This window comes from Burkholderia sp. 9120 (assembly GCF_000745015.1).
Taxonomy (GTDB): Bacteria; Pseudomonadota; Gammaproteobacteria; order Burkholderiales; family Burkholderiaceae; genus Paraburkholderia.
In genome coordinates this window covers 97,821-120,301 of the sequence record NZ_JQNA01000002.1, presented here as the reverse complement: position 1 = coordinate 120,301, position 22,481 = coordinate 97,821, and the positions used below count along the sequence as shown (strand labels likewise).

Sequence of the window (22,481 nt, the reverse complement as noted above, 5' to 3'; positions counted from 1 at the left end):
GATTCCGGCAAAGACTGTGACGATACGTGCCACGCCACGTATCGGACACTAGCAAAACGGATAGGTCGCCGAGGTCGCCTTAAGCCGTGCTACGCGGTCACCATCCACGACTGGTTCGCGACAAGCCGCGCATAGGCACCGCGCGCGGCCAGCAACTCGTCATGACTGCCGGCCTCAACCACACGGCCCGCGTCCATCACGAGAATCGTATCGGCGTTCTGAATCGTCGACAGACGATGCGCGATGATGATCGACGTCCGTTGCGACATCAATTCCTCCAATGCCGCGCGAATCTGCTGTTCGCTGATCGTGTCGAGATGCGAGGTCGCTTCGTCCATGATGAGGATCGGCGCGTCCTTGAGAAACGCGCGCGCGATCGCCACCCGCTGACGTTGCCCGCCGGACAACTGCACGCCGCGTTCGCCCACGCGTGTGGCCAGGCCTTCCGGCAGACTGTCCACGAAGTCGCTCAGCGCGGCGCGTTGCAGCGCCCGGCGCACATCGGCATCGGACACGTCGCGGCCGGCGAGACGGATGTTGGCCTCCAGCGTGTCGTTGAACAGATACGTGTCTTGTGCGACCAGCGCGATGTGGCGGCGCAAGCCGTCCGAGTGCAAGTCACGCAGATCGACGCCGCCCAGCGTGATGCGCCCTTGCTGCGGGTCCCAGAAACGCAGCAACAGATTCGCCACCGTCGATTTCCCCGCGCCCGACGCGCCGACCAGCGCCACCGTACTACCAGGACGCACCGCGAAGCTCACCTCGTCCAGTGCGCCTGCGCTGCGGCCCGGATAAGCGAAGCTCACCGTGTCGAAACGCACCGATGGGTTCGACGGCACCGGCTGATCGCCATCCACGATCGGTTCAGGCTCGGACTCCACGACATGCAGTCGGCGTGTCGACGCAATCGTATCGGCCAACTGGCGCGCCACCTGACCGATCTCCGCCACCGGCATGAAGGCCGCCACCGAAACCAGCACCAGCAACGGCAGCCATTCATGCGCGAACCAGCCGCGCGCGGCCAGCACCGCGCCAAGCAACGCCACGGCGAGACCGCCCAGGCCGGTCGCGATTTCTAGCGCGGCGCTCTGGCGCGACAGATCGTCCTGCAAGGCCGAGCGCTGCGCCTGGTAAGTGGCGAGATCATCGAGAAAAACCGCGCGGCGACGCCCCGTCGCCTGAAACGCGATCAGTTCGGCGAGCCCCTGGATCGTCTCCGTGAGATGCGCGCCGACCTGTCCCAACGCGGCGCGCGCACGACCACCCAGACGGTCGATCTTGCCGCGCGCGAGGATCGGCGTTAAACCGGCCGACGCGAGAAACGGCAGCAACACCAGCGCGAGCGGCCAGGCGGTCCACGCGAGCAGCGCCAGCACGGCGGCGGGTACCAGCAGCGCGACGAACGCCGGCGCCACGGTGTGCGCGTAGAAATACTCGACGGTCTCGACGTCCTGGGTGGCCAGCGCCACCAGATCGCCGGAGCGACGGCGCAACAGATACGCGGGCGCGAGCCGTTCGAGCTTCGCGAACAGCGCGATCCGCATCTCGGACAGCAGACGGTACGCCATGGCATGCGCCATCCACGACTCCAGCCAGTGCAGCGTTGCCGCGACCGGTGCGCTGATCAGCAGCGCAATGGTCAGCGTCGTGACCGGCCGGCCCGACGCAATGCCCGCGACCACCAGCGCGCCCAGCACACCGACGCCGATAAACGCCAGCACCCGGCCGATGCCGCATAGCACCGTCAGCGTCAATTGGGTTCGCCACGGCCGCACGAAGCGCAGCAAACTGCGCAGCGTGTCGACCCAGCCGATCTCGGCGGCGTCGACGGCGAGCGCGCGTTCCTCGGGCCCCGACGCACGCGACGCGGCACGGGCCGGCGCGGCTAGCGTGGAACGCTCGACGGGTGCGGCGACCTGCGGCCCCATCAACTGCCGATAGACCCCTGAACGCGCGATCAACTCGGCGTGTTTGCCGCTCTCGACCACGCGCCCCTGGTCCAGCACGAGAATCCGATCGGCGCCGATCACGCTCGACAGACGGTGCGCCAGAATCAAGGTCGTGCGGCCGCGCATCAGCCGGTCCAGCGCCTGCTGGATCACGGCTTCGTTCTCGGCGTCGACGGCCGACAGCGCTTCGTCGAGCACGAGGATCGGCGCGTCGCGCAACAGCGCGCGGGCAATCGCAATCCGTTGGCGTTGGCCGCCGGACAGCGTCGCGCCGCGTTCGCCGATGCGGGTGGCGTAACCGTCGGGCAGCGCCTTGATGAAATCGTGGATATTGGCGGCTTTGGCTGCGGCGATCACGTCCGCTTCGGCGGCGTCGTGCCGCCCGAGCCGCAGATTGTCTGCAATGGTGCCGTCGAACAGCGTGGTGTCCTGCGCGACGATCGCGATCATGCCGCGAATCTGGTCGGGGTCGAGCGTGCGGATGTCCTGTCCGCCGATCCGGATCGTGCCGGCCTGCACATCGTGCTGGCGCAACAGCAGACGCAGAATCGTCGACTTTCCCGCGCCACTCGGCCCCACGATGCCGACGGTTTCGCCCGCGGCGATCTCGAAGCTCAGACCGGTATGCGCGACCGCGCGACGTCCTGGATAGCTGAAGCCGACCTGCTCGAACGTGATGCGTGGGCTGAGATCCGGCACTTGCCCGGCGCCCGTGGCGGGGGCGTCGCTGCGCGCCTCCAGCAGCGTATGAATCGCGGTCGCCGCCGATTGGCCGATCATCCCCTGATGCAGCACGTTACGCAGATCGCGCAACGGACGAAACACCTCGGTGCCCGCCATCAGAACGATCAGCAGGGCTTCGAGGCTCATCTCGCCATGGCTGACCCGCCACGCGCCGACGGCAATCGCCGCGGCCGCGCCGAGTCCCGTGCCGAGGTCGGTGAAGAAGCGCGTCAGCAAGCCGAGCGCGAGCACCCAGAAGGTGCTGCTGGATAACGCCCGCGCCCGTTCGGCGAGCTTCTGCGCGAACGCGCCGCTCTGGCCGAACGCCTTCAGCGTGGGCAGGCCCTGGACCGCGTCGAGAAACTCCTCGCCGAACGCCTTGAACGCACGCGCCCTTGCAATGGCCGCCTGCTTGTCGGCGTTGTGGACCAGCATCGGCAAGCCGAGCGTGGCCAGCGCGGCGACCAGCAGCACGGCGGCGGTCGGTACGCCCCACCAGGCCAGCACCGCGAAGATCATCAGCGGTGCGCAGGCGGCGATGATCAACTGCGGCACGTACGCGCCGAAGAAGGTCTGCAACTGCTCGACACCGTCGATCACCGCCAGCATCACGCCGCCGGTCCGCTCCGCGCCGAACCAGGCTGGGCCGAGTTCGACGATCCGGTCGAACAGCCGCGCCCGCAGCACCGATTGCACGCGCCCTGCCGTGTGCTGCGCGACCACCACGCGACGATGATCGAGCGCGGCGCGCAACAGCACGCAAACCGCAACGCCCGCCGCGGCCAGCGCGATCTGGCGCACCGGCGCGCCCTGCAGCGCGAGCGCCAGCATCCGGCCAAGGAACACGAAACGCAACACACCGAACACCATGGCGATCAGACCCAGCCCGACTGCCGCTGCCACGCGTAGTCTCAGCCCGGCCAGCATCGCCCATAACCTGCCGTCGAAATACATGCCTGCCCCCTTTGATTGCTTGTCGTATTGGATGGATGCGACGTTACAGGGGCGCGCGAAGCGAGGCAAAAGATGGTTTTTCAACGGGTGTTGAGTATCCTACAATACCCCGCATGACCCTCAAGTCTCCCACGTCCCCCAAGTCGCATATCCCGCCGCTGGCCTCGCTGCGCGCTTTCGAAGCGACCGTGCGGCTCGGCGGCTTCGCCCGCGCCGCGACCGAACTGAGTGTGTCGACCAGCGCGGTCAGCCATCAGATTCGCGGCCTCGAAGACCTGCTCGGCGCGCGGCTGCTCGAACGCAGCACGGGCCTCGGCGGCATTGGCCTCACCGAGGCGGGCGCGAGCCTGCTGCCCGCCGTGAGCCACGCGCTGTCGCTGCTGGAAGAGGCCTGCTCGCAGGTCAAGGGCGTACCGAAGAAACTGACCGTGGCGGCCAACGGTTCGTTTTCGTCGATGTGGCTCGCGCGCCGTCTCGCCGAATTTTCGGCGCGCTATCCCGAGACGCCGTTGAGCGCGATCACGCTGGATGGCGAGCCGGAGTTCGCCCGTCATGAGGTCGATGTCGCCATCGTGCATATTCATGTGGACAAGGTGCGTGCCGACGATCTCGTGCTGTTTCGCGAGGAGGTCTTCCCGGTCTGCGCGCCGGAACTGCATCCGTTCGCGTCGAAGGCGGTGTGCCGCTGCCGTCTGCTGCAGGAAACCCATGAGAACGCGCCCGAATTCGAATGGCGCAACTGGAAGGGGCAGTTCGGCTTGCCCAGCGACTTCGAAACCAAGATCGTCCGTTATAGCGGCTTTAGCCAGGTGCTCGGCGCGGCGATCGGCGGCGCTGGAATCGCGCTCGGACGCTTGCCGCTGATCGAAGCGGATCTGCGCAGCGGCCGTCTGATGCGGCTTTTTCCGGACCTGTCGCGGCCGGCGTCGTGGTGCTTCGTGCTGCGCACGGCGCCGGAACGCCGGCATAAGCTGCTCGAACCGTTGATCGAGTTTCTGCGTCTGGAGGCGGCGTTGCCGGCGGCGCAGGCGAGTTCGTCGACGGTGGCGGCGGGCGTGTAAACACTCAGGCTAAACGCTCAATGAGCGCTCAATAAGCGCTCAGGCGTGCGATTCGCCGGGTCCTGCCCTGGCCCCGCGGATAGTTGCAGCAGGCACGCCCCGGCGATGGCATCATAACGGCCTCGCGTCTTCATTCTTCAAAGCTTTCCGAACATGTCCAACCTGATCGTCCACGGCGGCCTGCCGTTACGCGGCGAAATCACGCCGTCCGCCAACAAGAACGCTGTTCTGCCGATTCTCTGCGCTACCCTCCTCACCGATCAACCGGTACGCCTGATCGGCGTGCCCGAGATCACCGACGTCAAGAAAATCCTCGACATCTTCCGCGCGCTGGGCAGCGATGTGTCGGTGGACTTCTCGACCGGCCTGCTCGATCTGCATCACCACGCCACCACCTTCGATCCGGTCACAAACAAGCTGCCCGAGGAGATGCGTTCGTCGATCATGCTGGTGCCGCCGCTGCTCGCGCGTTTCAACGTGGCGCGGCTGGAAAGCGACGTGAAAGGCTGCACGCTCGGCGTGCGCGAGATCGACCCGCACGTCGAGGTGTTCGAGCGTTTCGGCGCTCGCGTCAAGCGCACCGACGAGTCGTTGATCGTGCGTACCGAGCGGCGCATGGCCGCCAACGATCACTGGCTCGACTATGCGTCGGTGACCACCACCGAAAACTTCGCACTGTGCGCGGCGGCGGCCGACGGCACCTCCACGCTCACCAACGCGGCGTCCGAGCCGCACGTGCAGGAGTTCTGCCGCTTTCTCGCGATGCTCGGCGTAGGCATCGACGGTATCGGCACCTCGCGGCTCAGCGTGACGGGCGGCAAGCGGCTCGGCGGCGGCGAGTTCCGCTTCAGCGAAGACTTCCACGAAATCGCCACGTTTCTCGCGCTGGGCGCGATCACCGGCGGCGACATCGTGGTCAGGAACTCGGCGCCCGAGCAGTTCCCGCTGATCGACCGCACCTTCGCGAAGTTCGGTGTCGACGTGGTGCATCGCGATGGCTGGTCGCGCGCGCATAGCAACGGCGCGCTGCAGGTGCGCCGGCCGTTCACCCAGAACATTCTCACCAAGGTCGAAGCCGCGCCGTGGCCGTATGTGCCGGTCGATCTGCTGCCGATCTTCGTCGCGCTCGGCGTGAAGGCCGAGGGCAGCGCAATGTTCTGGAACAAGGTTTATGACGGCGCGATGGGCTGGACCAGCGAACTGTCCAAGTTCGGCGCGCACGTGTTCCTGTCCGATCCGCACCGGCTGATCACGTTCGGCGGGCTGACGCTGAGCCCGGCGCGCGTCGAGAGCCCGTACATCATTCGCGTGGCGATTGCGTTGCTGATGGTCGCGGCCAGTATTGAAGGACGCTCGGAGATCATGAATGCACTGCCGATCCGCCGCGCGCATCCGCGTTTCGTCGAGAATTTGCGTTCGGTGGGCGCGAACGTGGAGTGGACCAGCAGCGAATAAAAGCCGCTGAAAACAGGTTGCTTTATGCGCGCTGGCTACCCCGCCCAGCCGCGCGCTCACCACCCTCATCTTCTGACACAATAGCCACCTCGTTGGCCACCTCTATTAGCCACAACGCATTCCGGACCGGCGGCCCGCTTCTGCTGATTTCCATGGCACAGCGCGCCGCCCCCCGCTCTACCACCAGCCGATAAGCGATCATTTGCAAGATGCGGTCTTCAAACTCGATTAACGTCAGAGGCGCGCTGAAATCGGCGGGTGCCGAGCTCGTCCGGTCCATGCACTTGCCGTCGGGCATCGTGGTGTCGGAATGGACCGGCCGCAATACGCTCACCGAGTATCAAAGCTCGAACGAAAACGTGCTGAGCGTGTATCTGTCGGGCGGGGAAAACTGCAACCAGGTGCTGGGCCGGCAGATTTTGCGGCGCGGCTTCAAGAACGCGGTCTGCCTGTTCCCTATTGGCGAAGGCCAGTCGCAGTGGCAGATCACCGAGCGGCTGAATTTCCTGCACGTGTATTTCGATCCGCGCAACTTCGAGGAAAGCCTGCTGCAGTCGCTGCGCCAGCCGCCGGAGAGTTATTCGTTCCGCGAGGTGTTCCAGGAGGCGTCGCCGGTCATTAGCGCAGCGGCCGCGAGCATCGCGCTCGCCGATTGGGACGACAAGTCGCTGCTGCTCGGCGTAGACGGTCTGATGAGCTGGATTCTGCTCAACACGATCCGCTCGTATGCCGCCACGGATCTGGACGCGCCGAATACGCGCGGCCGTTTCTCGGCCCAGCAGACCAAACTGCTGCGCGACTATCTGAGCGACAACCTCGGCGAACCGGTGCGGCTCGAAGATCTGGCGAGCCTGGTGAGTCTCAGCCGGTATCACTTTCTGCGTAAATTCAAGACCACCTTCGGCCACTCGCCGCATGCGTTTCTGACCCACGCGAGAATGAGCCGTGCGCACAACCTGTTGAAGAACAGTCCGCAGAAGATCACCACCATCGCGCTCGAATGCGGCTACGCGCAGCATAGCCAGTTCACGACCGCGTTCAAGAAGCACTTCGGCTATCCGCCGAGAGCGCTTCGAGGGCTTTGATCGGCCACGTCCATCACGCATCACGATTCGACGCGGGCGTCGCGAATCAGACCGGCTATGTCGTCCGATCGCAGTTTGCGGTGCGAGAACGCCGGCACGCCAAGCTCGCTGGCAAGCAATTGCACCTGATGTTTGTAGCTGCTTTTCAGATTGTCGTGGAACGCAATCGCGTCCACGCCGCCTTTGATCGAGCGGGCGCAGGCCAGCAGATCAGGCAGCCGCGCCGACGATTCATAACGATGCGCAACCAGCCAGTGATTCGGCAGCAGATGCGAAAACGCGAGCCCTTGCGATTCGCCGTAGTCGCGCAGCAGTTGCGTGAAGCCCGCTTCGAAATGCGTGCCGCCGATCCCGAGGAGCGAAATCGCCGGTTTCCGCGGTGACTCGAACGCCGTGAGCAGCGCCCGCGCGAGCACCGCGGCGGCGGCCGGATACGACCACGCGCGCGGCGTGCTGCCGATCTCCAGATCGATCACCGAGGGCTTCACGAGGTTGACCAGCTTGCCCGACGCGGCGCCGTACAGTGGCCCGGACCAGTGCGTCGCCTCCATCCACGTCGAGAATTGCCCGAGGCCGGCCTTTTGCCGCTGCGCTTCCACCGCGAGGAACAGCGCGCGCGTCACGGTGGGATCGACGGGGCTGAAGGTGCCGGTTTCGATGTCGCCCGTGGTTTGCACGGTGAAGATTGGATCGGGCGCGTTCTTGCCTTCGTGCCAGTTGACGATGATGACCGCGTCGGCGGTGCCGAACCCGTCGTTGAGGATCGGCGCGTAGCGGGGATAGTCGTGGCTCAGCACGTCGTCGAGTTGCAGCAGATCGCAGCGCACGCTGCCCAGTTGCGCACGCAACACGGGGTGGCCGTCGACGCTGTCGTCGGTCGGCGTGAAAGCGCCCGAGGCCAGCAGTCGCGCGAGCACATGCGACGAAACAGGATCTTTTGCCGGGTCGATGCAAAAAGCTAGCACGATGTGGTTCATGGCCGTCCTTGATAGAAATGCGCGCAAGCCGTGACGTCGCGGCGAATTAGCCAACTCAAAACAGCACGAAAAAGACCGACGACGCGGTCATCAACCCCATGGTCCGGTAAAACGCCCGGCCGCGCATGACCCCGCGCATCACGAGTCCGAACAGCGCCCAGATCGAGTTGCACGGAAAGAAGATCGCGCCGAGCGTGAGCGACAGCAGAATCGCGTCGACATGCACGTTGCCGGTCAGGGGGAGAAACGTGGAACAGGCCGTTGCCGCGAGCAGCCAGATCTTCGGATTCAACACCTGCAGCAAGGCCGCCTGAACGAAAGTGATCGGCCGTTCGGTCGATTTCTTCTGCGCGCTCGACGAATGCGACGTGAACAGCAGATACGACAGATACAGAATGTACGCGGAACCCACCACTTTCAGTGCGAGATGCAGTTGCGGATAGCGGGCCAGCACGCCGCCGAGACCCAGCGCCACCACCATGAACAGCACGAACACGCCGAGCGAAATGCCGACCAGCGAAGGCAGCGTGCGCCGGAAACCGAACTGGGCGCAATTGGTGGTCATCATCAGATTGTTCGGCCCCGGCGAAATGGTCAGCGGGATCGAAAACAGCGCGACCTGCGAAAGCTGGGCAATCAGGGCGCTGTTCATCGAGCCTGATTCCCTTTCCGGCGCACGGCCGACACCGCATGCAGGTGGCGCAACAGTGCGAAGCGGTGCGCGATTTCGAGCAGCGGGCCGCGATCGCGCATCCGGTAAGTCGCGCCCGCGTCGGGTTGCGGTTCGCTGTCCCAGCGCGTGACATCCGGGTCCATCTTGAGGCGGGCGACGAGGTTGTCCACGGCCCGTTTTTCGGCGCGCGAATAGAGCGTTTCCGAATTGTCGCCTTGCTGGAATTGCACCGTGTGGTGCGAGACGATCTCGCCGGTATCGAGACCGGACGCCACGCGGTGCAGCGTTGTGCTCAGCTTGTCGAATTCGCCGTGATGCAGCGCGAAGAAGAAGCAGTGATTGCCCTTGTAGTGAGGCAGATGACCGCCGTGCAGATTGAGAATCCGGTCCGGCGGAATCTGCGCGAGCACGGCCTCGCCGATCTTCTTGGTGCCCATCACGATATACGCGTCGGCGCCCTCTTCCTGCAAGGTTTCGACGACGCAGGGATCGTTGATCCACGGCGTTTCGATCAGCCGAACGCGGGCGTCGCGGAGCAGCGCGTCCCAGGTGAGCGGCGCTTCGCCTTGCGTGAAATAGCGCTGACGGTACGCGTCGTAGCCGAACAGGCTGCGCCGCCATTGGTGATAACGCGTCCAGCCATACGCGCGGTATTGGCGGTTACGCCACAAACGCGACACCTGAGCGTGGCCGGGTTCGACGATGAGGCGCACCTTGCCGAAGGTCTTCAGGATTTCGCCCGCCAGATACAGATGATGCGGCCCGTCCGAGCACAGCACGGTGATGGCCGGCATCGACGGGCTGGATGGGGTGGACGGGGGCGATTGGGGCGATGGGGTCAAGCTGTTCACAGGGTTCTCCTGAAGCGGCGATCGAGTTCGCGCGCGAGCGCGGCGGCACGCGCGTCGCGCGCCAGATGATGTCGGCGGGCGTCGCGGAGTTGCGCGTCGAGGGCTTTCCATGCCGCGCGCGTGTTATCCGCCGATGGGCCGCCGCCGCCGCTGAGCCGCTCGAATACGTGGCCGGTGGTCAGTTCGTCGTTGATGCTGGCGAGCAAAGCTCGCGCGCTTGCGTCGCCGGATGTGGGCGCTGTGGTCATGGCGGCCGGCGCGAGTGCGCGGCCCACCCGCGAGTGGGCATCGCGGAACGACGCCTCGTGCTGCTGCACCAGCCGTTCCGCCGCGAGCGTCGCGCAACCGTTACCCGCTTCAAGCGCGCGACGTGCGGCGTCGGCATCGAAACGCGCGCCGTCGATCGCATAGGTCAGCACGGTCAGCATATCCACGATCTGCACGGTCGATTCGACCAGCGTTTCGATAGCCGTGCGGCTCGCCTGATAGGAGTTGCCGGTCGGCAGATGCGACAGCGACGATACGGCCATCGTCAAGCGGGCGGCGTTGCGTTCGTGGCCGAGACGCAGCCATTCGAGCAGGTACGGGTTGCGCTTTTGCGGCATGTTGGACGAGCCGCCATACATCGCGTCCGGCAATGCGACGAGCGCCAGCTCGCGCATGGTCCACAGTTGCAGGTCGCTGGCGATCCGGTTCAGGTTGCCGCTCAGTTCGGTCAGCAGATACACGCCGCGCTGCGCATGATTCTTGTCGCTGATCGCCCGCAACGAATTCGACGGGCCGCTCGCGAAGCCGAGCAAGGCCGCGGTGCTGTGCGTGTCGGTGGCGAACGTCGTCCCCGCGCCCGCGCAGGCGCCGAGCGGCGACACGCTCAGGCTGTCATGCAAAGCCGATAACGCACCCAGCGTATCCAGCAGGATCTGGCATTGCGCGACCAGATAGTGACCGGCCGAACCCGGCATGGCCGTTTGATACTGGCTGTAAATCGGCAACAGTATGTCGGCGGTTTCGTTGGCACGGCGCGCCAGCACGGCGGCCAGATCGACGGTGCGTGAACTCACCCGCGACAGCGCCTCGCGCAAGGTCAGCGACAGATGCGTGCTGTTGATGTCGTTGCGCGAGCGAGCCGCCTGGATCATGCCGCCCGTTTCGCGTCCGCACCGGTCGATCACGTAGTTTTCGTAATCGAAGTAATCGCCGCGGCCGGAGTTGTGATTGCGTAGCAGACCCGGATCGGCTTCCAGCGCGAGCACGGCCTGTTTCAACGCCTCGAACTGGGGAGCGCTGAGCATGCGTTGCTGACGCAGCATCGTCAGGTGAGCTTTTTCGATCACGAGCAGCGTGTCGGTCAGTGCGCCGAAGCTCGGCCCGTTTTTGCGGTAGACGATCTCGTGAATCGTCTGCGCGTCGGGCGGCGGTTCGCGCCGGTCGTCATAGAGCACAGCAGAACGCATACGCAGCGACAGGCTTTGCCGCAGCGCCGACATTGCGCTACGGCCAACCGAAATCACATAACCCGCGCGGTCGGAAAAGTCGAACTTGCCCGCGTTGACGCCTTCGCTGCGAAACATGCCGGCGTCGGCGCAATCGCTCGGAAAGTCGATGCCGACATAGCGACGCCCTACCTCCGGCACCACGAACGCAACGGCGCTGTAGAGCGCGGGCGTCGGCACCACGAACTGGCTGCGGCCGGCCAGATAGCTGCGTATATACAGCTCCGCCATCGACCAGCCGAACGAGCGCTCCATCAGCGTCGGAATCATGCCGCCGGCGAGCCGCGCGTTGATTTCGATGATCGATACCGCGCCGTCGTGTACCTTCACCTCGGTATGCGCGGGGCCGAAGCTGTAGCCGACCGCGTCGAGCGCGCGCCGCACCGTATCGACGATCCGCGAGCGAATCGCGGTGTCGAGGTCGGCCGGAAACACGTGGGCCAGTTCGAGGAAGTGCGGCGGCTTGGTGACGAACTTGCGCGTGACGCCGAGAATCTGATGGCCGTCGGCGTCGCTGAACGATTCGACCGAAAACTCCGTGCCCGGAATGAAGCGCTGGCAGATCATGTCGTCGTCGAATTGATCCGGAAAGTCCTGCGCGCTTTCAACCAGCCGAACGCCGATGCTGCCCGTGCCTTGCCTCGGCTTGACGATCACCGGAAAGCTCAGGCGCGCCACGGCGTCGGCGGAGCGGATCGTGGTGGTGTGCGGATACGCGACGCCGCTGTCGCGCAGCACGTCCTGCAAGCGCAGCTTGTCGCGGCATAGCGCAATGGCCGCGGCGGAGTTGGTCGGCAAACCGAGTTCGTCGGACAGCCGCGCGGCGATGTCGATGAACGCATCGCTCGTCGACACGACATAGCGGATCGCGTCGATCTGCGCACACGCCTCGCGAAGCGCGTCGACTGAACGCGTATCGCAACGTACGACATTCACCCCGGCCGGCAACTGGTCCAGAAAGGCATAGCGCGCCGGGTCGCTAATGAAGAAATGGACACTGTCATACAGACACGACACCTCCAGCAAGCGGTGCCCAAAGCCCGTGGTGTTCGATTCGACGTAAATGATCGCCATGGCTTAACGGTATTGTTGAATATCGGCGCGTTGCCAGTTCATCCATGCCCAGTCGGCGTCAGGCGCGTACGCGGTCGGCTGCGCGATCTGTTGCGGTGCGAGCGTGTCGTAGGTGGCGTTGGCGGGGTCGGCGGCGTAGGTCGTGTCGACGTAGCGCGAACCGTCGTCCGGACTCAGGAACACCACGGGCGTCGCTGCATAGCGCTCGCGGACGAAGCGCGCCACCGCGAAAGCCGCGCCGGTGGTCGGTCCGCGAAAATGTCCAGTGGACGAATACAGCTTGCGCGTGAAATGCTCGGCGAAGTCCGAGCCGACCCAATGCACGTCGTCGAACAGGGTTTGCCTGAGGTTCTTCGGCATCACCGTGTTGCCGAGGCCGCGCAGTTTGCGCGGTCCGTCCGGCTGGCCGAACAGAATGCTGTTGAACGTATCGACGCCCACTAGCGTGCAGTCCGCGCCGGCCGCGCGCAATGCACTGGCGATCCCGCAGCTCGAACCGCCCGAGCCGACCGGCGCGACCAGCACCAACTGCTGGCCCACGGCGGCGAGCAACTCGCGGCCTAGCTCGCCATACGCGTTCGCGTTGTCCTCGTTGTCGTATTGGCGGCACCAGAACGAGCCGGGTTCGTCGTCGAGAATTTCATGCAGACGGTCCAGGCGCGCTTTCTGATAACCCTGACTGCCCTTTTTTTCCGTGATGATTTCGACCTGGCCGCCCAGCATTTCCAACTGGCGCTGGTAGGACGGCTCGATAGCCGGATCGCCGATCGCGACGAAACGATGCTTCAGGCGGTTGCAGACAATCGCCATGCCGAGCGCGAAATTACCACTCGACGTTTCCACGACCGTGCCGCCCGGTTTCAGATCGCCGCGCGCGATTGCCTTCTGGATGATGAAGTTCGCGGGCACGATTTTCATCGCCTTGAACGACACCATGTGCAGCGCATCGTCAATCGGAAACAGCGTGGCGTCCCGCATCGCGTCCAGCGAGGATTCATATCTGAGCATCTGGATTCCTATACCGTCGTGTATTGACTCGATTCAATCTGTAGCGCGCGCAGCGACGCCTGAACGTGCGCCGTTTTGGCGTGACGCTCGGGGTCCTCGGTGTCGTAAAGCAGGCCGATGCAGGTGCCGGAATGGGCCGCCACGAGGCCGAGCGCGTCGGTCCCGGCACGCAGTTCGCGCATCAGGTCGATGTGCGGATGCGGATTGAACGCTTGCGACAGATCGCAACTGCGCGTCGCGATGGCGCCGATGGTGCGCAGGTCGGACGCGCGGATCGCCTCTTTCATGCCGGCCAGCATGTCCCGGTATTCGTGGCGTACCGCGCTGGGCATCTCGTGTTTGCGGCGGTTGAATTCGACGGTGTCACATTCGCCGCCGCGATCGGCGGACACGATGGCGAGGCCCGGCGTGGCGCCGAGCTGTTCGTCGAGTTTGACTTCGCGGTGATAGAACGACACGACGCCGTCGTACATCACGCCGTCGGTCGGTTCGATGAAGCGCAGCACCGATTCGATCGTTTCCGGCGCGGGCGTCTGGCCGTAATGGCCGGCTGCCGCGCGGATTGCCGCGACCATGTCGGCAGAGGAACTCGCCAGCCCTTTGCCGACCGGGAACGTCGATCTGAAATTCAGCAGGCCGCCGGGCGGCAGGTCCGCGAGGCGCAAATAGTCTTCGACGGCGCGACACGCCTTGGTCTTGCGGCTGACGTCGGCGCCCACCCGGTCGGTGCGCGCGGCGCTGAATTCGATCACGCTCTTCAGGTTGATCGGCAGCGTGACGAGAATATGCCGGTTGTCCGGCAATACGCCTTGCATCAATTCGCCGAACGTTCCATGGCACTGACCCGTCGATGCCCGCGGTGCGGAATCGTGACGCTGAAGCACCTCGTCCAGCTCATCGTGCCCGAATAGAACAACCATATATCTCCTCGTAAAAGACGCGACGATTTGATAAAGCCGAGCCCGGAGCATAGCGACGGTTGGCCGGTCAGTTCTTAGGGGAAATTGCGCAGTGCTATCTGAAAATTGCTGTCTGGCGGCGAGTGGGCTTCGCCTTTGCTTGATCGGCCGTTGAGGCGATGGGAATCGATGCGCGGGACATGAGTTGCTGCGCGATCAAGGCAATAAGCGCAGTGGATTACGCGGTGTATGAACGACGCCTGATTGCCGCGTTCTGCGACGCGCGTCGTGTTTATGAGTCTTGAATCGTTATGAAGATTGAATCATAAACGCGGAAACGTTTGCGTGAGAAGTCGGCGCGTAAAACTTCATGCGCCGATTTGTGTTTCGTACCGGCGAGGACCCGACGACAGCGCTTGCTAGTCGCCCTCACCCGCGACGGCCGCGCCGTCGATATGGTGCCGCGCCAACGACGCCTTCACGAAGCCCGACGCCTTCATCTCCTCAACGAAGCGCGCGAGATACGCGGCCGCGTCCTCGCCTCTCGCCTTAGGCACACCCATCGCCTGACGGATCACCATGAAGCGCTGATTGAGTATGCGTAATCCACCTGTGTGGGCAGCGTCTTTCTGAAGTTGTTGTTTGACGCCCGCGGCCACGTCCAGATGCTGATCCAGAAAACCCTGCACCACTGCCGGCGACGTCGGAATGCGCACCAGCGTGGCGTGCTGAAGTTCGCGCGTCAGGAACAGGTCGTAGGCGCTGCCCTTGCCGACCGCGACCGTCACGCCCGGTTGATCGACCTGCGCGTTGCTGCTGATCGGCGACGCGTCGCGCACCAGATAGAAGCCCTCAATCAGCACGTACGGCTTCGTGAACGCGATCTCTTCGCCCCGTTTCGGATCGACGGCGAAGAAGCCGATGTCGGCTTTGCCCTGATTGACGTTGTCGACCGATAGACCCGCCGATTTGACCGGCACCAGTTGCAGCGGCACGCCGAGGCGTTTGGCGAATTCGGCGGCAAGATCGACGGATACGCCGACCGGTTGACCGGTGGCCGGATCGAGACTGGCCAGCACCGGATTGCCGAGATTGATCGACGCGCGGAGCGTGCCGTGCGGCGCGAATACGGAGGTCATGGCGGGCCCTGGTCGGTTGAGGGGGTTTGTCGGAGCCGCCGGTTGCGAGGCGCTTGCGTTTTGGGTTTGTGCGAATGCGGATGGGGCTGCGGACAGGAGCGCGATAGGCAAGAGCACGCTCGTTGCCAGTAAGACAGCAGCGGCCCGCGTTTTGATTTTGAACGCGGCGCGGTGGGATTTCATTATTGAAAGCTTGTTCATCTTCGGCTGCCTTGGGTTAGCGAACCAGAGCGACATTATGCGGGTGGTCGCTGGAATACTTCACCCCGGGCGGCGCAACGCGGCGGCGTGTGTCGCTTTTCCTGGGTCAGGGAACGGCGACGGCCTCGCTCACAGCCAGGCTGCAGCCCTCGTCGAGCCATCCCGTGATCCCGCCAATCATGACCTTCACCGGCCGGCCCAGTTGCGCAAGCCGTATCGCGCCGCGTGTCGCCCCGTTGCAATGCGGACCCGCACAGTACGTGACGAAAAGCGTATCGGACGGATAGTTCACCAGCTTCGACTCGACTATTTTGCCGTGCGGCAGATTGAGCGCGCCCGGCACATGGCCCTTCGCGAACAGCGCCGGACCGCGCACATCGAGCAGGACGAAACCGGGCGCGCCGCTGGCGAGCGCGCCGGCGATATCGGAGCAATCGGTTTCGAATTGCAAAGTCGCGCGGAAGTGCGCAAGCGCGGCCGCGCTGTCGGCGGCGGGAACGGCGGTGACGGCGTTGGTAGTCGACATGTTTGAATCCTGCATGAGTGGTCCGGTGAACATGGGCCTGGAAAAGTGATCCAGGAGCCTCATTCTGGCGTCGAGTCGCGAACCGGATAAGTGGCGTAATCGTCAATCTCCGGTAACATCGCGCCATGGACAAGCATCTCGTCGTCGCGCTGGTTTACGACCGGCTCTGTACTTTCGAATTCGGCTGCGTGACCGAACTGTTCGCGCTCGAACGTCCGGAGCTGGGCGTCGACTGGTATCGGTTCGCGGTTTGCGCGGGCGAGCCCGGCCCGCTCCGCGCCGCAGGCGGCATCACGGTCGCCGCACCCTACACGCTCAAGCTGCTCGATCGCGCGGATACGATCGTGGTGCCCGGCTGGCGCGATGCGGACGAATTGCCGCCCGACGCGCTGCTAAAGAAGATCCGCGCCGCCTACCAGCGGGGCGCGCGTCTTTGCTCGATCTGCTCCGGCGTGTTCGTGCTGGCAGCGGCCGGCGTGCTCGACGGCAAGACCGTGACGACCCACTGGCGATACGCGACGAAACTGCAACAGCGCTACCCACTAGTGCGCGTGCAGTCCGACGCGCTGTATGTCGACGAAGGACAGATCATCACGTCGGCGGGATCGGCAGCGGGGCTGGACATGCTGCTCCATCTGGTGCGACGCGATTACGGTGGCGCGGTGGCGAATCGGGTCGCACAGCGGCTCGTGGTGGCGCCCCATCGGGAGGGTGGTCAGGCGCAGTTTGTGCCGCGTCCCATGCCGCGGGACGAAAGCGGACGTCTGGCGAAGTTGATGGACTGGGTGCGCCAGCATCCTGCTTTGCCGCACACGCTGCGCTCGCTGGCAGAACGGGCTGCGATGAGCCCGCGCACGTTGCAACGGCAATTTCATGACGCCACCGGCATGGCACCGTACGAATGGCTTGTGCGTGAACGCGTGGCGGTGGCCCGTGAGATGCTCGAAGCGCAAACGCCATTGCCGATTGGCCGCATCGCCGAGCTGGCGGGGTTCGGCTCGGAGGAGTCGATGCGCAGGCACTTCCGACGTATCGCGCTCACGAGTCCGGCAGCATACCGGGAGAAGTTCGGCCATGGCGCGAGGGCTCAGAAATTCGATTCCGGAATCGAGCGGCGGTCGCGGGGAACGCGGGGTGATACTCAGCCTGGCTGATCACGATGCGATGCGTGACAAGGGTGGCCTCGGTCATTGACTCCTGATTACGCTTCTACCGGCGAAATATCACAATGGACACGGGCGTCGGTCCCGCCTGCACGGCCGGGCCGCTCATGGTCGTGAGCGCGCCGTCAAGACCTATCGTGTACTGCACAACCGTGCCGTAGGGCGAGGTTGCCGTATAGGCGAAGCGACCTGAAGGATCAACCGCGAAGGTTGTTGGAGAGTCTTCGGTCGAGATGGTCGTGGGACTTATGGCCGTGAGCGCACCGTCAACACCTATCGTGTACTGCGAAACTGTGTCGTCGGTGCCGTTTGCCACGTAGGCGAAGCGGCCAGACGGATCGATGGTAATGGATTGTGGACCGAGTCCCGCTGGCACGGTCGGGGCACTCATGGCCGTGAGCGCGCCGTCAGCACCTATCGTGTACTGCGAAACCGAGTTGCTGTCCCTGTTTGGCACATAGGCGAAACGGCCTGAAGGATCGAGGGCGATGGATTCTGGAAGGCTTCCCGTAGGCACGCTTGGCGAACTCATGGCCGTGAGCACACCGTTCGTGCCAATCGTGAACTGCCAGACCGAGTTGTCCTGGCAGGGCACATAGGCGAAGCGACCCGTGCGATCGGTGATGATGAACTCCGAATAACGTCCCGTCGTCACAGTCGGCGAACTCACGGCCATCAGCGCGCCGTTAGTGCCTATCGCGTACTGATAAATCGTAGTTCCCTGTGCCACGTAGACGAAGCGACCTGAAGGTTCGACCGTGACGGACATTATGAAGCCGCCAATCGATGGGCTCGATACGCTCGTGGAACTCGCGGCGGTGAGCGCACCGTCAGCGCCAATCGTGTACTGCGAAACCGTGCCGTCGATTGAGTTTGTCACATAGGCGAAGCGAGCCGAAGGATCGATGGCGATGGAATCTGGTTCCTCTCCCGTCCGCACAGACGGGACAGCCATGGGGGTGAGCGCCCCGTTAGCGCCTATGGCGTACTGCGAAACCGAGTTGCCGAGTATGTTCACTACATAGGCGAATTCCGGGCCGATTACGCAGTTGATTCCCACACTGGCGACATTGGCCGTCACGCCCGACCCGGAGCCGTTCGACAACGTGCAGGTTTGTCCTGCGGGCTGAGCGCCGATGGTGACGGCGTAAGCGCCATTGAGCGGCACCGGGGTAGCGAAGGTGAACCCGCCATTCGCACTCACAGTAAGCGGATCACCGGCATTGTCATTCAGCGTGAGCGTGGTGCCGGTGGCCAGCCCCGATACGGTGCCGCCCACGGTGAAAGTCGGGGGCCCCGCTGGCGGCTGCGGCGGATTTGCTGGCGCCGACGATCCGCCGCAGCCCGCTAGCGCGAGCGCGGTGCACAGCGAAACACCAGCCAAACGCCGGAACAGGTCTGGCACACCCCTTTCTTGACCCCGTGACATAAATGCGCTCCCGACTTTTATGTAGGTTTGGCTGAATTACCCACGATGATCATTGCCCATCTATTTTGAATTGTTTAAGGGGAGTTATCACGCGATGATTGGCAAAATTCGGCTAATCACTGCCTCCTGCAGTAAGCATATATCACCCCAACTCCGCAAGGTAGCGATCGGCAGCCGCCGCCCTCAGCTGACGTTCAGTTTTCCTCGATGCGGACGCTCACGAACCGAACATGGGCCACCTACCGGCACCTCCACCGAGTTAGCCCAGTCGCACCCGGTGCACCTATCGCACCGCCGCCTCGCTTAAACCCCGATCACCCCAACGGTTGCACGTTGTTTGCCGTGACGACGCTTCGCCAGTTTCGCCTCATACATCATCGCGTCGGCCCGTGAGACCAGTTGCTCGAACGATTCGTCCCCGGTCGGATCGCGGCTCGCTTCACCGGCGCTATAGCTGATCGGATAAAACCTGCCGCCGTTTCGATTCATGGCCGCAGCGCTCTCATCCATCCGCGCCATGGCAATTTTGGCCTTTGCGCTACCGTCGTGTATCACCACGGCGAATTCATCACCACCGATCCGCGCGACGATATCCGAGCCGCGAAAAGTGTTCCGAAGCAACGTTGCAACATCCACGAGAAATCGCGATCCTGCTTCGTGGCCAAAACTATCGTTGACCTGCTTCAAGCCGTCGAGGTCGAAGAACAGCACCGTCAGAGGGGACTCGTCCCGTCGCGCCTGCAGCACCGCCTGCTCGCCGAGCAGATTAAATCCGCGGCGATTCAATATTCCAGTCAGATCGTCGGTGAGCGACATGTCGCGCAGATCCCGTTCGAGCTCGTTGATCCGCCCGGCCATCAGAACGACCAGGCCGAACAACGCGACAGAGATAACGGACGCGCTCAGTGCCGCTGCGTACGACGCGGACAGCCAGCCCTGTCGGGTCGTATAAGCGCTGCCGCTCACCATCAGGAACGGCAAGAGCAGCGCGAATGGCAGAACGCTCCGTGCAATCCGGCTGCCGATGCCGATGCCCAGCAGAACGGAAAAATGGCCGCTCTCGGCCCGGCGGCCGATTTCCACGAACACCAGTAGCGCCATGCAAACGAGGGTATGGGGCGAGGTCCGCGTGTCGGACGATTCGCCAAACAGCCTGGCTGCCCCAAAGCAATATCCGGAGAGCACCACCAGCGTCAGAATTACCATCGCCAGCGTCAGCGCGTCGGCCATGTTTGAAAGTGGGCTTTTGCGCGAGCGGACAAACAGCAATGTCACGCCAAGCAGAAGAAAAAACACCGACGTCTGCAGGGCCATGCGTCCTGGCCTGCTCGATGTCGGATCGGCGGCCAGCAGGATATCGAAACCGCTCGCCGTTCCGGTCAAATGCTCAAGCAACACAGATCCGGCGATGAGCAGCAGCGCCCCGGCGAGAACGCGGCTTACCATCAGCTGACGGGCGGTTTGCCTGTTTCGGGACAATGCCAGACTGCCCGTTCCGAGCAGCAGGCACAACGCGGTGTTGACCTTCATCAGCGACCAGCCATGCGGAAGCAGCGTCGCTAGAGCAGGCATCAGCCAGGCGCACAGGACAATTCCCGCCGTGAGTGCGACGAGCGCGAGCGACACCATCTGCAGGGAGGCAAGCCGGGCGATGACCTTCAAGTCAGGCCGACTGGACAATAGTTTTAACGGATCGGCAATGGACATTGGAGCGACATCGTAATGCGTGACTTTCCTCTGGACGAGAGAGCGAAGTGTAGCGTTTCCGATGCCGGAGCTCGCCAGCATTTTCACGACGTTACAGTTTCCTCCTGGCTGAACGCCGGCTGAGACAGATCGATGGCACGCCTGCCTGAACCATTCGATGGAACGTCGTCAGAACTATCGTCGCGAGCCGGGTTGCGGTCCCGCGTGCCAACGTCGCCGCACGTCACGTGTCGACCACGCGATGCAGGCAAGCAGCGCGACCTGAAGCGGCAGGCGAAGTGTCAGCGCCCAGTAGGGAATCGACGGGAATTGGCTCGCTTGCTGCCACATGTAGATATTCGCGGGCGTCACCGCGATGGTCAGCAGCATGAGCCCATACCCGGCTGCCTGCCGGGTGCGTGGTATCAGCACACCGATCGCGCCGAGCAATTCGAACACGCCGCTCACCAGAACCAGAAGCCTGGGTTCTGGCAGCCATGGCGGCACAATGCGCATCTCCAGATCGGTCGCGGCAAAATGCGCAATCCCCCCTATGAAGAACCATAAAAACACGAAACCCAAGCCCAGCTTTCGCCCGATACCGCTTGTCTGCTGTTCGATGGCGCGTCTCCTAGGCAGATTCTTTCTCACGATCAAAGTCGAGGCGAGCTGCGGTGACCGCGGCATGATTCCCGTCGGCCCACATAATCAAAACGTTCAACGCGTCGAACATCGAACGACCAAGTTCGGTCAGGCTGTATTCAACGCCGGGCGGCTTTGTCGGGAAGACCTTGCGATGCACATAACCATCGCGCTGTAGCTCATGCAGTGTCTGCGTGAGCATTCGCTGCGAAATGTCCGGCACCAACCGGCGCAGTTCGCCGAACCGATGCGGATGCTCGGCTAACGCCATCATCAACAATGAACTCCATCGCCCGCTAATGACGTCAATGACATCGCGCACCGGGCAATTCGTCAAAGGACCGTATTGGGCCCGGGCCGCCTCCAGCCTCGTTTTGAGGGCGCCTGGCGATGCGTTGGTGGTTCCCATCGGGTAACTATCTCCTGAAAAACTGCCTTCTTTACGAAAGCCTGCCAAAGCTCGATGATCTGCTCGCTCTCAAAACGAGAGTAACACTCAAAACGAGGCCAGGCCATGAGCGATACGATTTTCGTCACCGGTGCATCCGGTCAACTCGGTCAACTTGTTGTCAAGCATCTGCTTGCGCGCGGCGTGGCACACAGCCGCATCATCGCCGGCACCCGCAGCCCCGGGAAACTTGCCGGCTTCGCTGCGGCGGGCATCGAGGTTCGCAAGACGGACTTCGAAGATCCGACGAGCCTGACCGAGGCGTTCAAAGGCGCGGGAACGGTCCTTATCATTTCAACCGATGCGCTGGATGGCGCGGACACACGCCTGAAGCAGCATCGCCATGCGGTCATGGCAGCCGTCGCCGCGGGCGTCGAGCGTCTTGCCTATACATCGCAGCCCAATCCGGACAGTTCGCTGCTGACCTTCGCGCCGGATCATCTGGAAACCGAGCGGGCCATCAAGGCCACCGGTCTGCCGCACGTGATTTTCCGGAACGGCTGGTATCGGGAGAATCTGCTCAGGTCGCTCCCCAATGCGCTGAAGAGCGGGCAATGGCATTCGGCGGCTGAAGGCGGCAGAACGTCATACGCCGCAAGAGAGGAAATCGCTGAAGCGATTGCCGCAGCGCTGGTTACGTCAACTCCCGATAACCGGACCTACACGCTCACGGGCCCCGAGGCGCTGTCGAACGAAGAGATCGCCGAGCTTGCTCGCCAGGCGACAGGCAAGCCCCTTGCCGTCGTCCCTGTGACCGACCAGCAACTCGCCACGGGGTTGAAAGCGGCGGGTGTGCCTGACGTGTTTATTGCTGTCCTGGTGTCGATTGAAGCAGAGGTTCGGGCCGGCAATCTTTCTATCGTGACGGACCATCTTGAATCGCTTATCGGCCGTGCTTCGAAGCGGCTTGCCGATTATCTGGAAGAGGCTCAGTCCAGCTATGCGGGGTGATTGTCTTTGCTACGGGATCGGAAAAATATCGAGCGGATGACGCGGTTCGGCTTTCCTTGTCGAACACATAAGAGAATTTGCGAATCTCAGGCTC

The 22,481-nt window shown here is 63.5% G+C and carries 18 protein-coding genes; 5 read left to right on the top strand and 13 right to left on the bottom strand.

Features of this window, described 5'->3' with window-relative positions:
* Positions 1-89: 89 nt before the first annotated feature.
* A complete protein-coding gene (locus tag FA94_RS08910; protein WP_035549816.1) occupies positions 90-3,626 on the bottom strand; it encodes an ABC transporter ATP-binding protein/permease in 3,537 nt (1,178 codons plus the stop codon).
* Positions 3,627-3,739: 113 nt separating this feature from the next.
* Between FA94_RS08910 and FA94_RS08905 the strand changes: the two genes are divergently transcribed.
* The 3 genes from FA94_RS08905 (at position 3,740) to FA94_RS08890 (ending at position 7,227) form a co-directional block, all read left to right on the top strand.
* On the top strand, positions 3,740-4,687 hold the full coding sequence (locus FA94_RS08905; RefSeq protein ID WP_051980495.1) for a LysR substrate-binding domain-containing protein: 948 nt from the start codon (positions 3,740-3,742) through the stop codon (positions 4,685-4,687).
* 153 nt (positions 4,688-4,840) lie between these two features.
* The gene (locus FA94_RS08900) at positions 4,841-6,142 is read left to right on the top strand and encodes a UDP-N-acetylglucosamine 1-carboxyvinyltransferase (protein WP_035549813.1); all 1,302 of its coding nucleotides are present in this window, start codon (positions 4,841-4,843) and stop codon (positions 6,140-6,142) included.
* A gap of 278 nt (positions 6,143-6,420) precedes the next feature.
* A complete protein-coding gene (locus FA94_RS08890; protein ID WP_231584910.1) occupies positions 6,421-7,227 on the top strand; it encodes a helix-turn-helix transcriptional regulator in 807 nt (268 codons plus the stop codon).
* A gap of 20 nt (positions 7,228-7,247) precedes the next feature.
* On the opposite strand, the gene FA94_RS08885 is transcribed toward FA94_RS08890, so the two are convergent.
* The 8 genes from FA94_RS08885 to FA94_RS08850 all read right to left on the bottom strand — a co-directional run bounded on the left by FA94_RS08885 (position 7,248) and on the right by FA94_RS08850 (position 16,068).
* Complete coding sequence (locus tag FA94_RS08885; protein WP_035549805.1) at positions 7,248-8,204, bottom strand: D-aminoacyl-tRNA deacylase; 957 nt, start codon at positions 8,202-8,204, stop codon at positions 7,248-7,250.
* 55 nt (positions 8,205-8,259) lie between these two features.
* Positions 8,260-8,856: a LysE family translocator gene (locus FA94_RS08880; RefSeq protein ID WP_035549802.1), complete on the bottom strand. Its 597-nt coding sequence runs from the start codon at positions 8,854-8,856 to the stop codon at positions 8,260-8,262.
* On the bottom strand, positions 8,853-9,728 hold the full coding sequence (locus tag FA94_RS08875; RefSeq protein WP_231584908.1) for a formyl transferase: 876 nt from the start codon (positions 9,726-9,728) through the stop codon (positions 8,853-8,855). The genes FA94_RS08880 and FA94_RS08875 overlap by 4 nt, the downstream gene beginning before the upstream one ends.
* Positions 9,725-12,295 (bottom strand): lyase family protein, encoded by a 2,571-nt coding sequence (locus tag FA94_RS08870; protein WP_035549799.1) that lies wholly within the window; start codon positions 12,293-12,295, stop codon positions 9,725-9,727. Before FA94_RS08870 ends, FA94_RS08875 begins: the two co-directional genes overlap by 4 nt.
* Before the next feature lie 3 nt (positions 12,296-12,298).
* Complete coding sequence (locus FA94_RS08865; RefSeq protein ID WP_035549796.1) at positions 12,299-13,303, bottom strand: pyridoxal-phosphate dependent enzyme; 1,005 nt, start codon at positions 13,301-13,303, stop codon at positions 12,299-12,301.
* 8 nt (positions 13,304-13,311) lie between these two features.
* The gene (locus FA94_RS08860) at positions 13,312-14,223 is read right to left on the bottom strand and encodes a GHMP family kinase ATP-binding protein (RefSeq protein WP_231584907.1); all 912 of its coding nucleotides are present in this window, start codon (positions 14,221-14,223) and stop codon (positions 13,312-13,314) included.
* Between the two features lie 398 nt (positions 14,224-14,621).
* On the bottom strand, positions 14,622-15,341 hold the full coding sequence (locus tag FA94_RS08855; protein WP_035549793.1) for an ABC transporter substrate-binding protein: 720 nt from the start codon (positions 15,339-15,341) through the stop codon (positions 14,622-14,624).
* A 307-nt stretch (positions 15,342-15,648) separates the two neighbouring features.
* Positions 15,649-16,068 carry a rhodanese-like domain-containing protein gene (locus tag FA94_RS08850; RefSeq protein WP_502690836.1) on the bottom strand — a complete coding sequence of 140 codons (420 nt, stop codon included), beginning with the start codon at positions 16,066-16,068 and terminating at the stop codon, positions 15,649-15,651.
* A gap of 125 nt (positions 16,069-16,193) precedes the next feature.
* Between FA94_RS08850 and ftrA the strand changes: the two genes are divergently transcribed.
* The gene (ftrA, locus tag FA94_RS08845) at positions 16,194-17,222 is read left to right on the top strand and encodes a transcriptional regulator FtrA (protein WP_035549790.1); all 1,029 of its coding nucleotides are present in this window, start codon (positions 16,194-16,196) and stop codon (positions 17,220-17,222) included.
* A gap of 55 nt (positions 17,223-17,277) precedes the next feature.
* Here ftrA and FA94_RS08840 read toward each other — a convergent pair whose 3' ends face one another.
* From FA94_RS08840 to FA94_RS08825, 4 genes are all read right to left on the bottom strand, one after another.
* Positions 17,278-18,510: a lactonase family protein gene (locus FA94_RS08840; protein WP_035549788.1), complete on the bottom strand. Its 1,233-nt coding sequence runs from the start codon at positions 18,508-18,510 to the stop codon at positions 17,278-17,280.
* A 453-nt stretch (positions 18,511-18,963) separates the two neighbouring features.
* Positions 18,964-20,367, bottom strand: a complete 1,404-nt coding sequence (locus FA94_RS37220) for a GGDEF domain-containing protein (RefSeq protein WP_176058323.1) — start codon at positions 20,365-20,367, stop codon at positions 18,964-18,966.
* Between the two features lie 174 nt (positions 20,368-20,541).
* Entirely contained in the window at positions 20,542-21,033 is a 492-nt protein-coding gene (locus FA94_RS08830; protein WP_231584905.1) for a DoxX family protein, read from the bottom strand.
* The gene (locus FA94_RS08825) at positions 20,978-21,397 is read right to left on the bottom strand and encodes a winged helix-turn-helix transcriptional regulator (RefSeq protein WP_035549785.1); all 420 of its coding nucleotides are present in this window, start codon (positions 21,395-21,397) and stop codon (positions 20,978-20,980) included. The genes FA94_RS08830 and FA94_RS08825 overlap by 56 nt, the downstream gene beginning before the upstream one ends.
* 105 nt (positions 21,398-21,502) lie before the next feature.
* Here FA94_RS08825 and FA94_RS08820 point away from each other — a divergent pair, with 105 nt between their 5' ends.
* Positions 21,503-22,387, top strand: coding sequence for an NmrA family NAD(P)-binding protein (locus tag FA94_RS08820; protein WP_035549783.1), 885 nt, complete (start codon positions 21,503-21,505; stop codon positions 22,385-22,387).
* Positions 22,388-22,481: the final 94 nt, after the last annotated feature.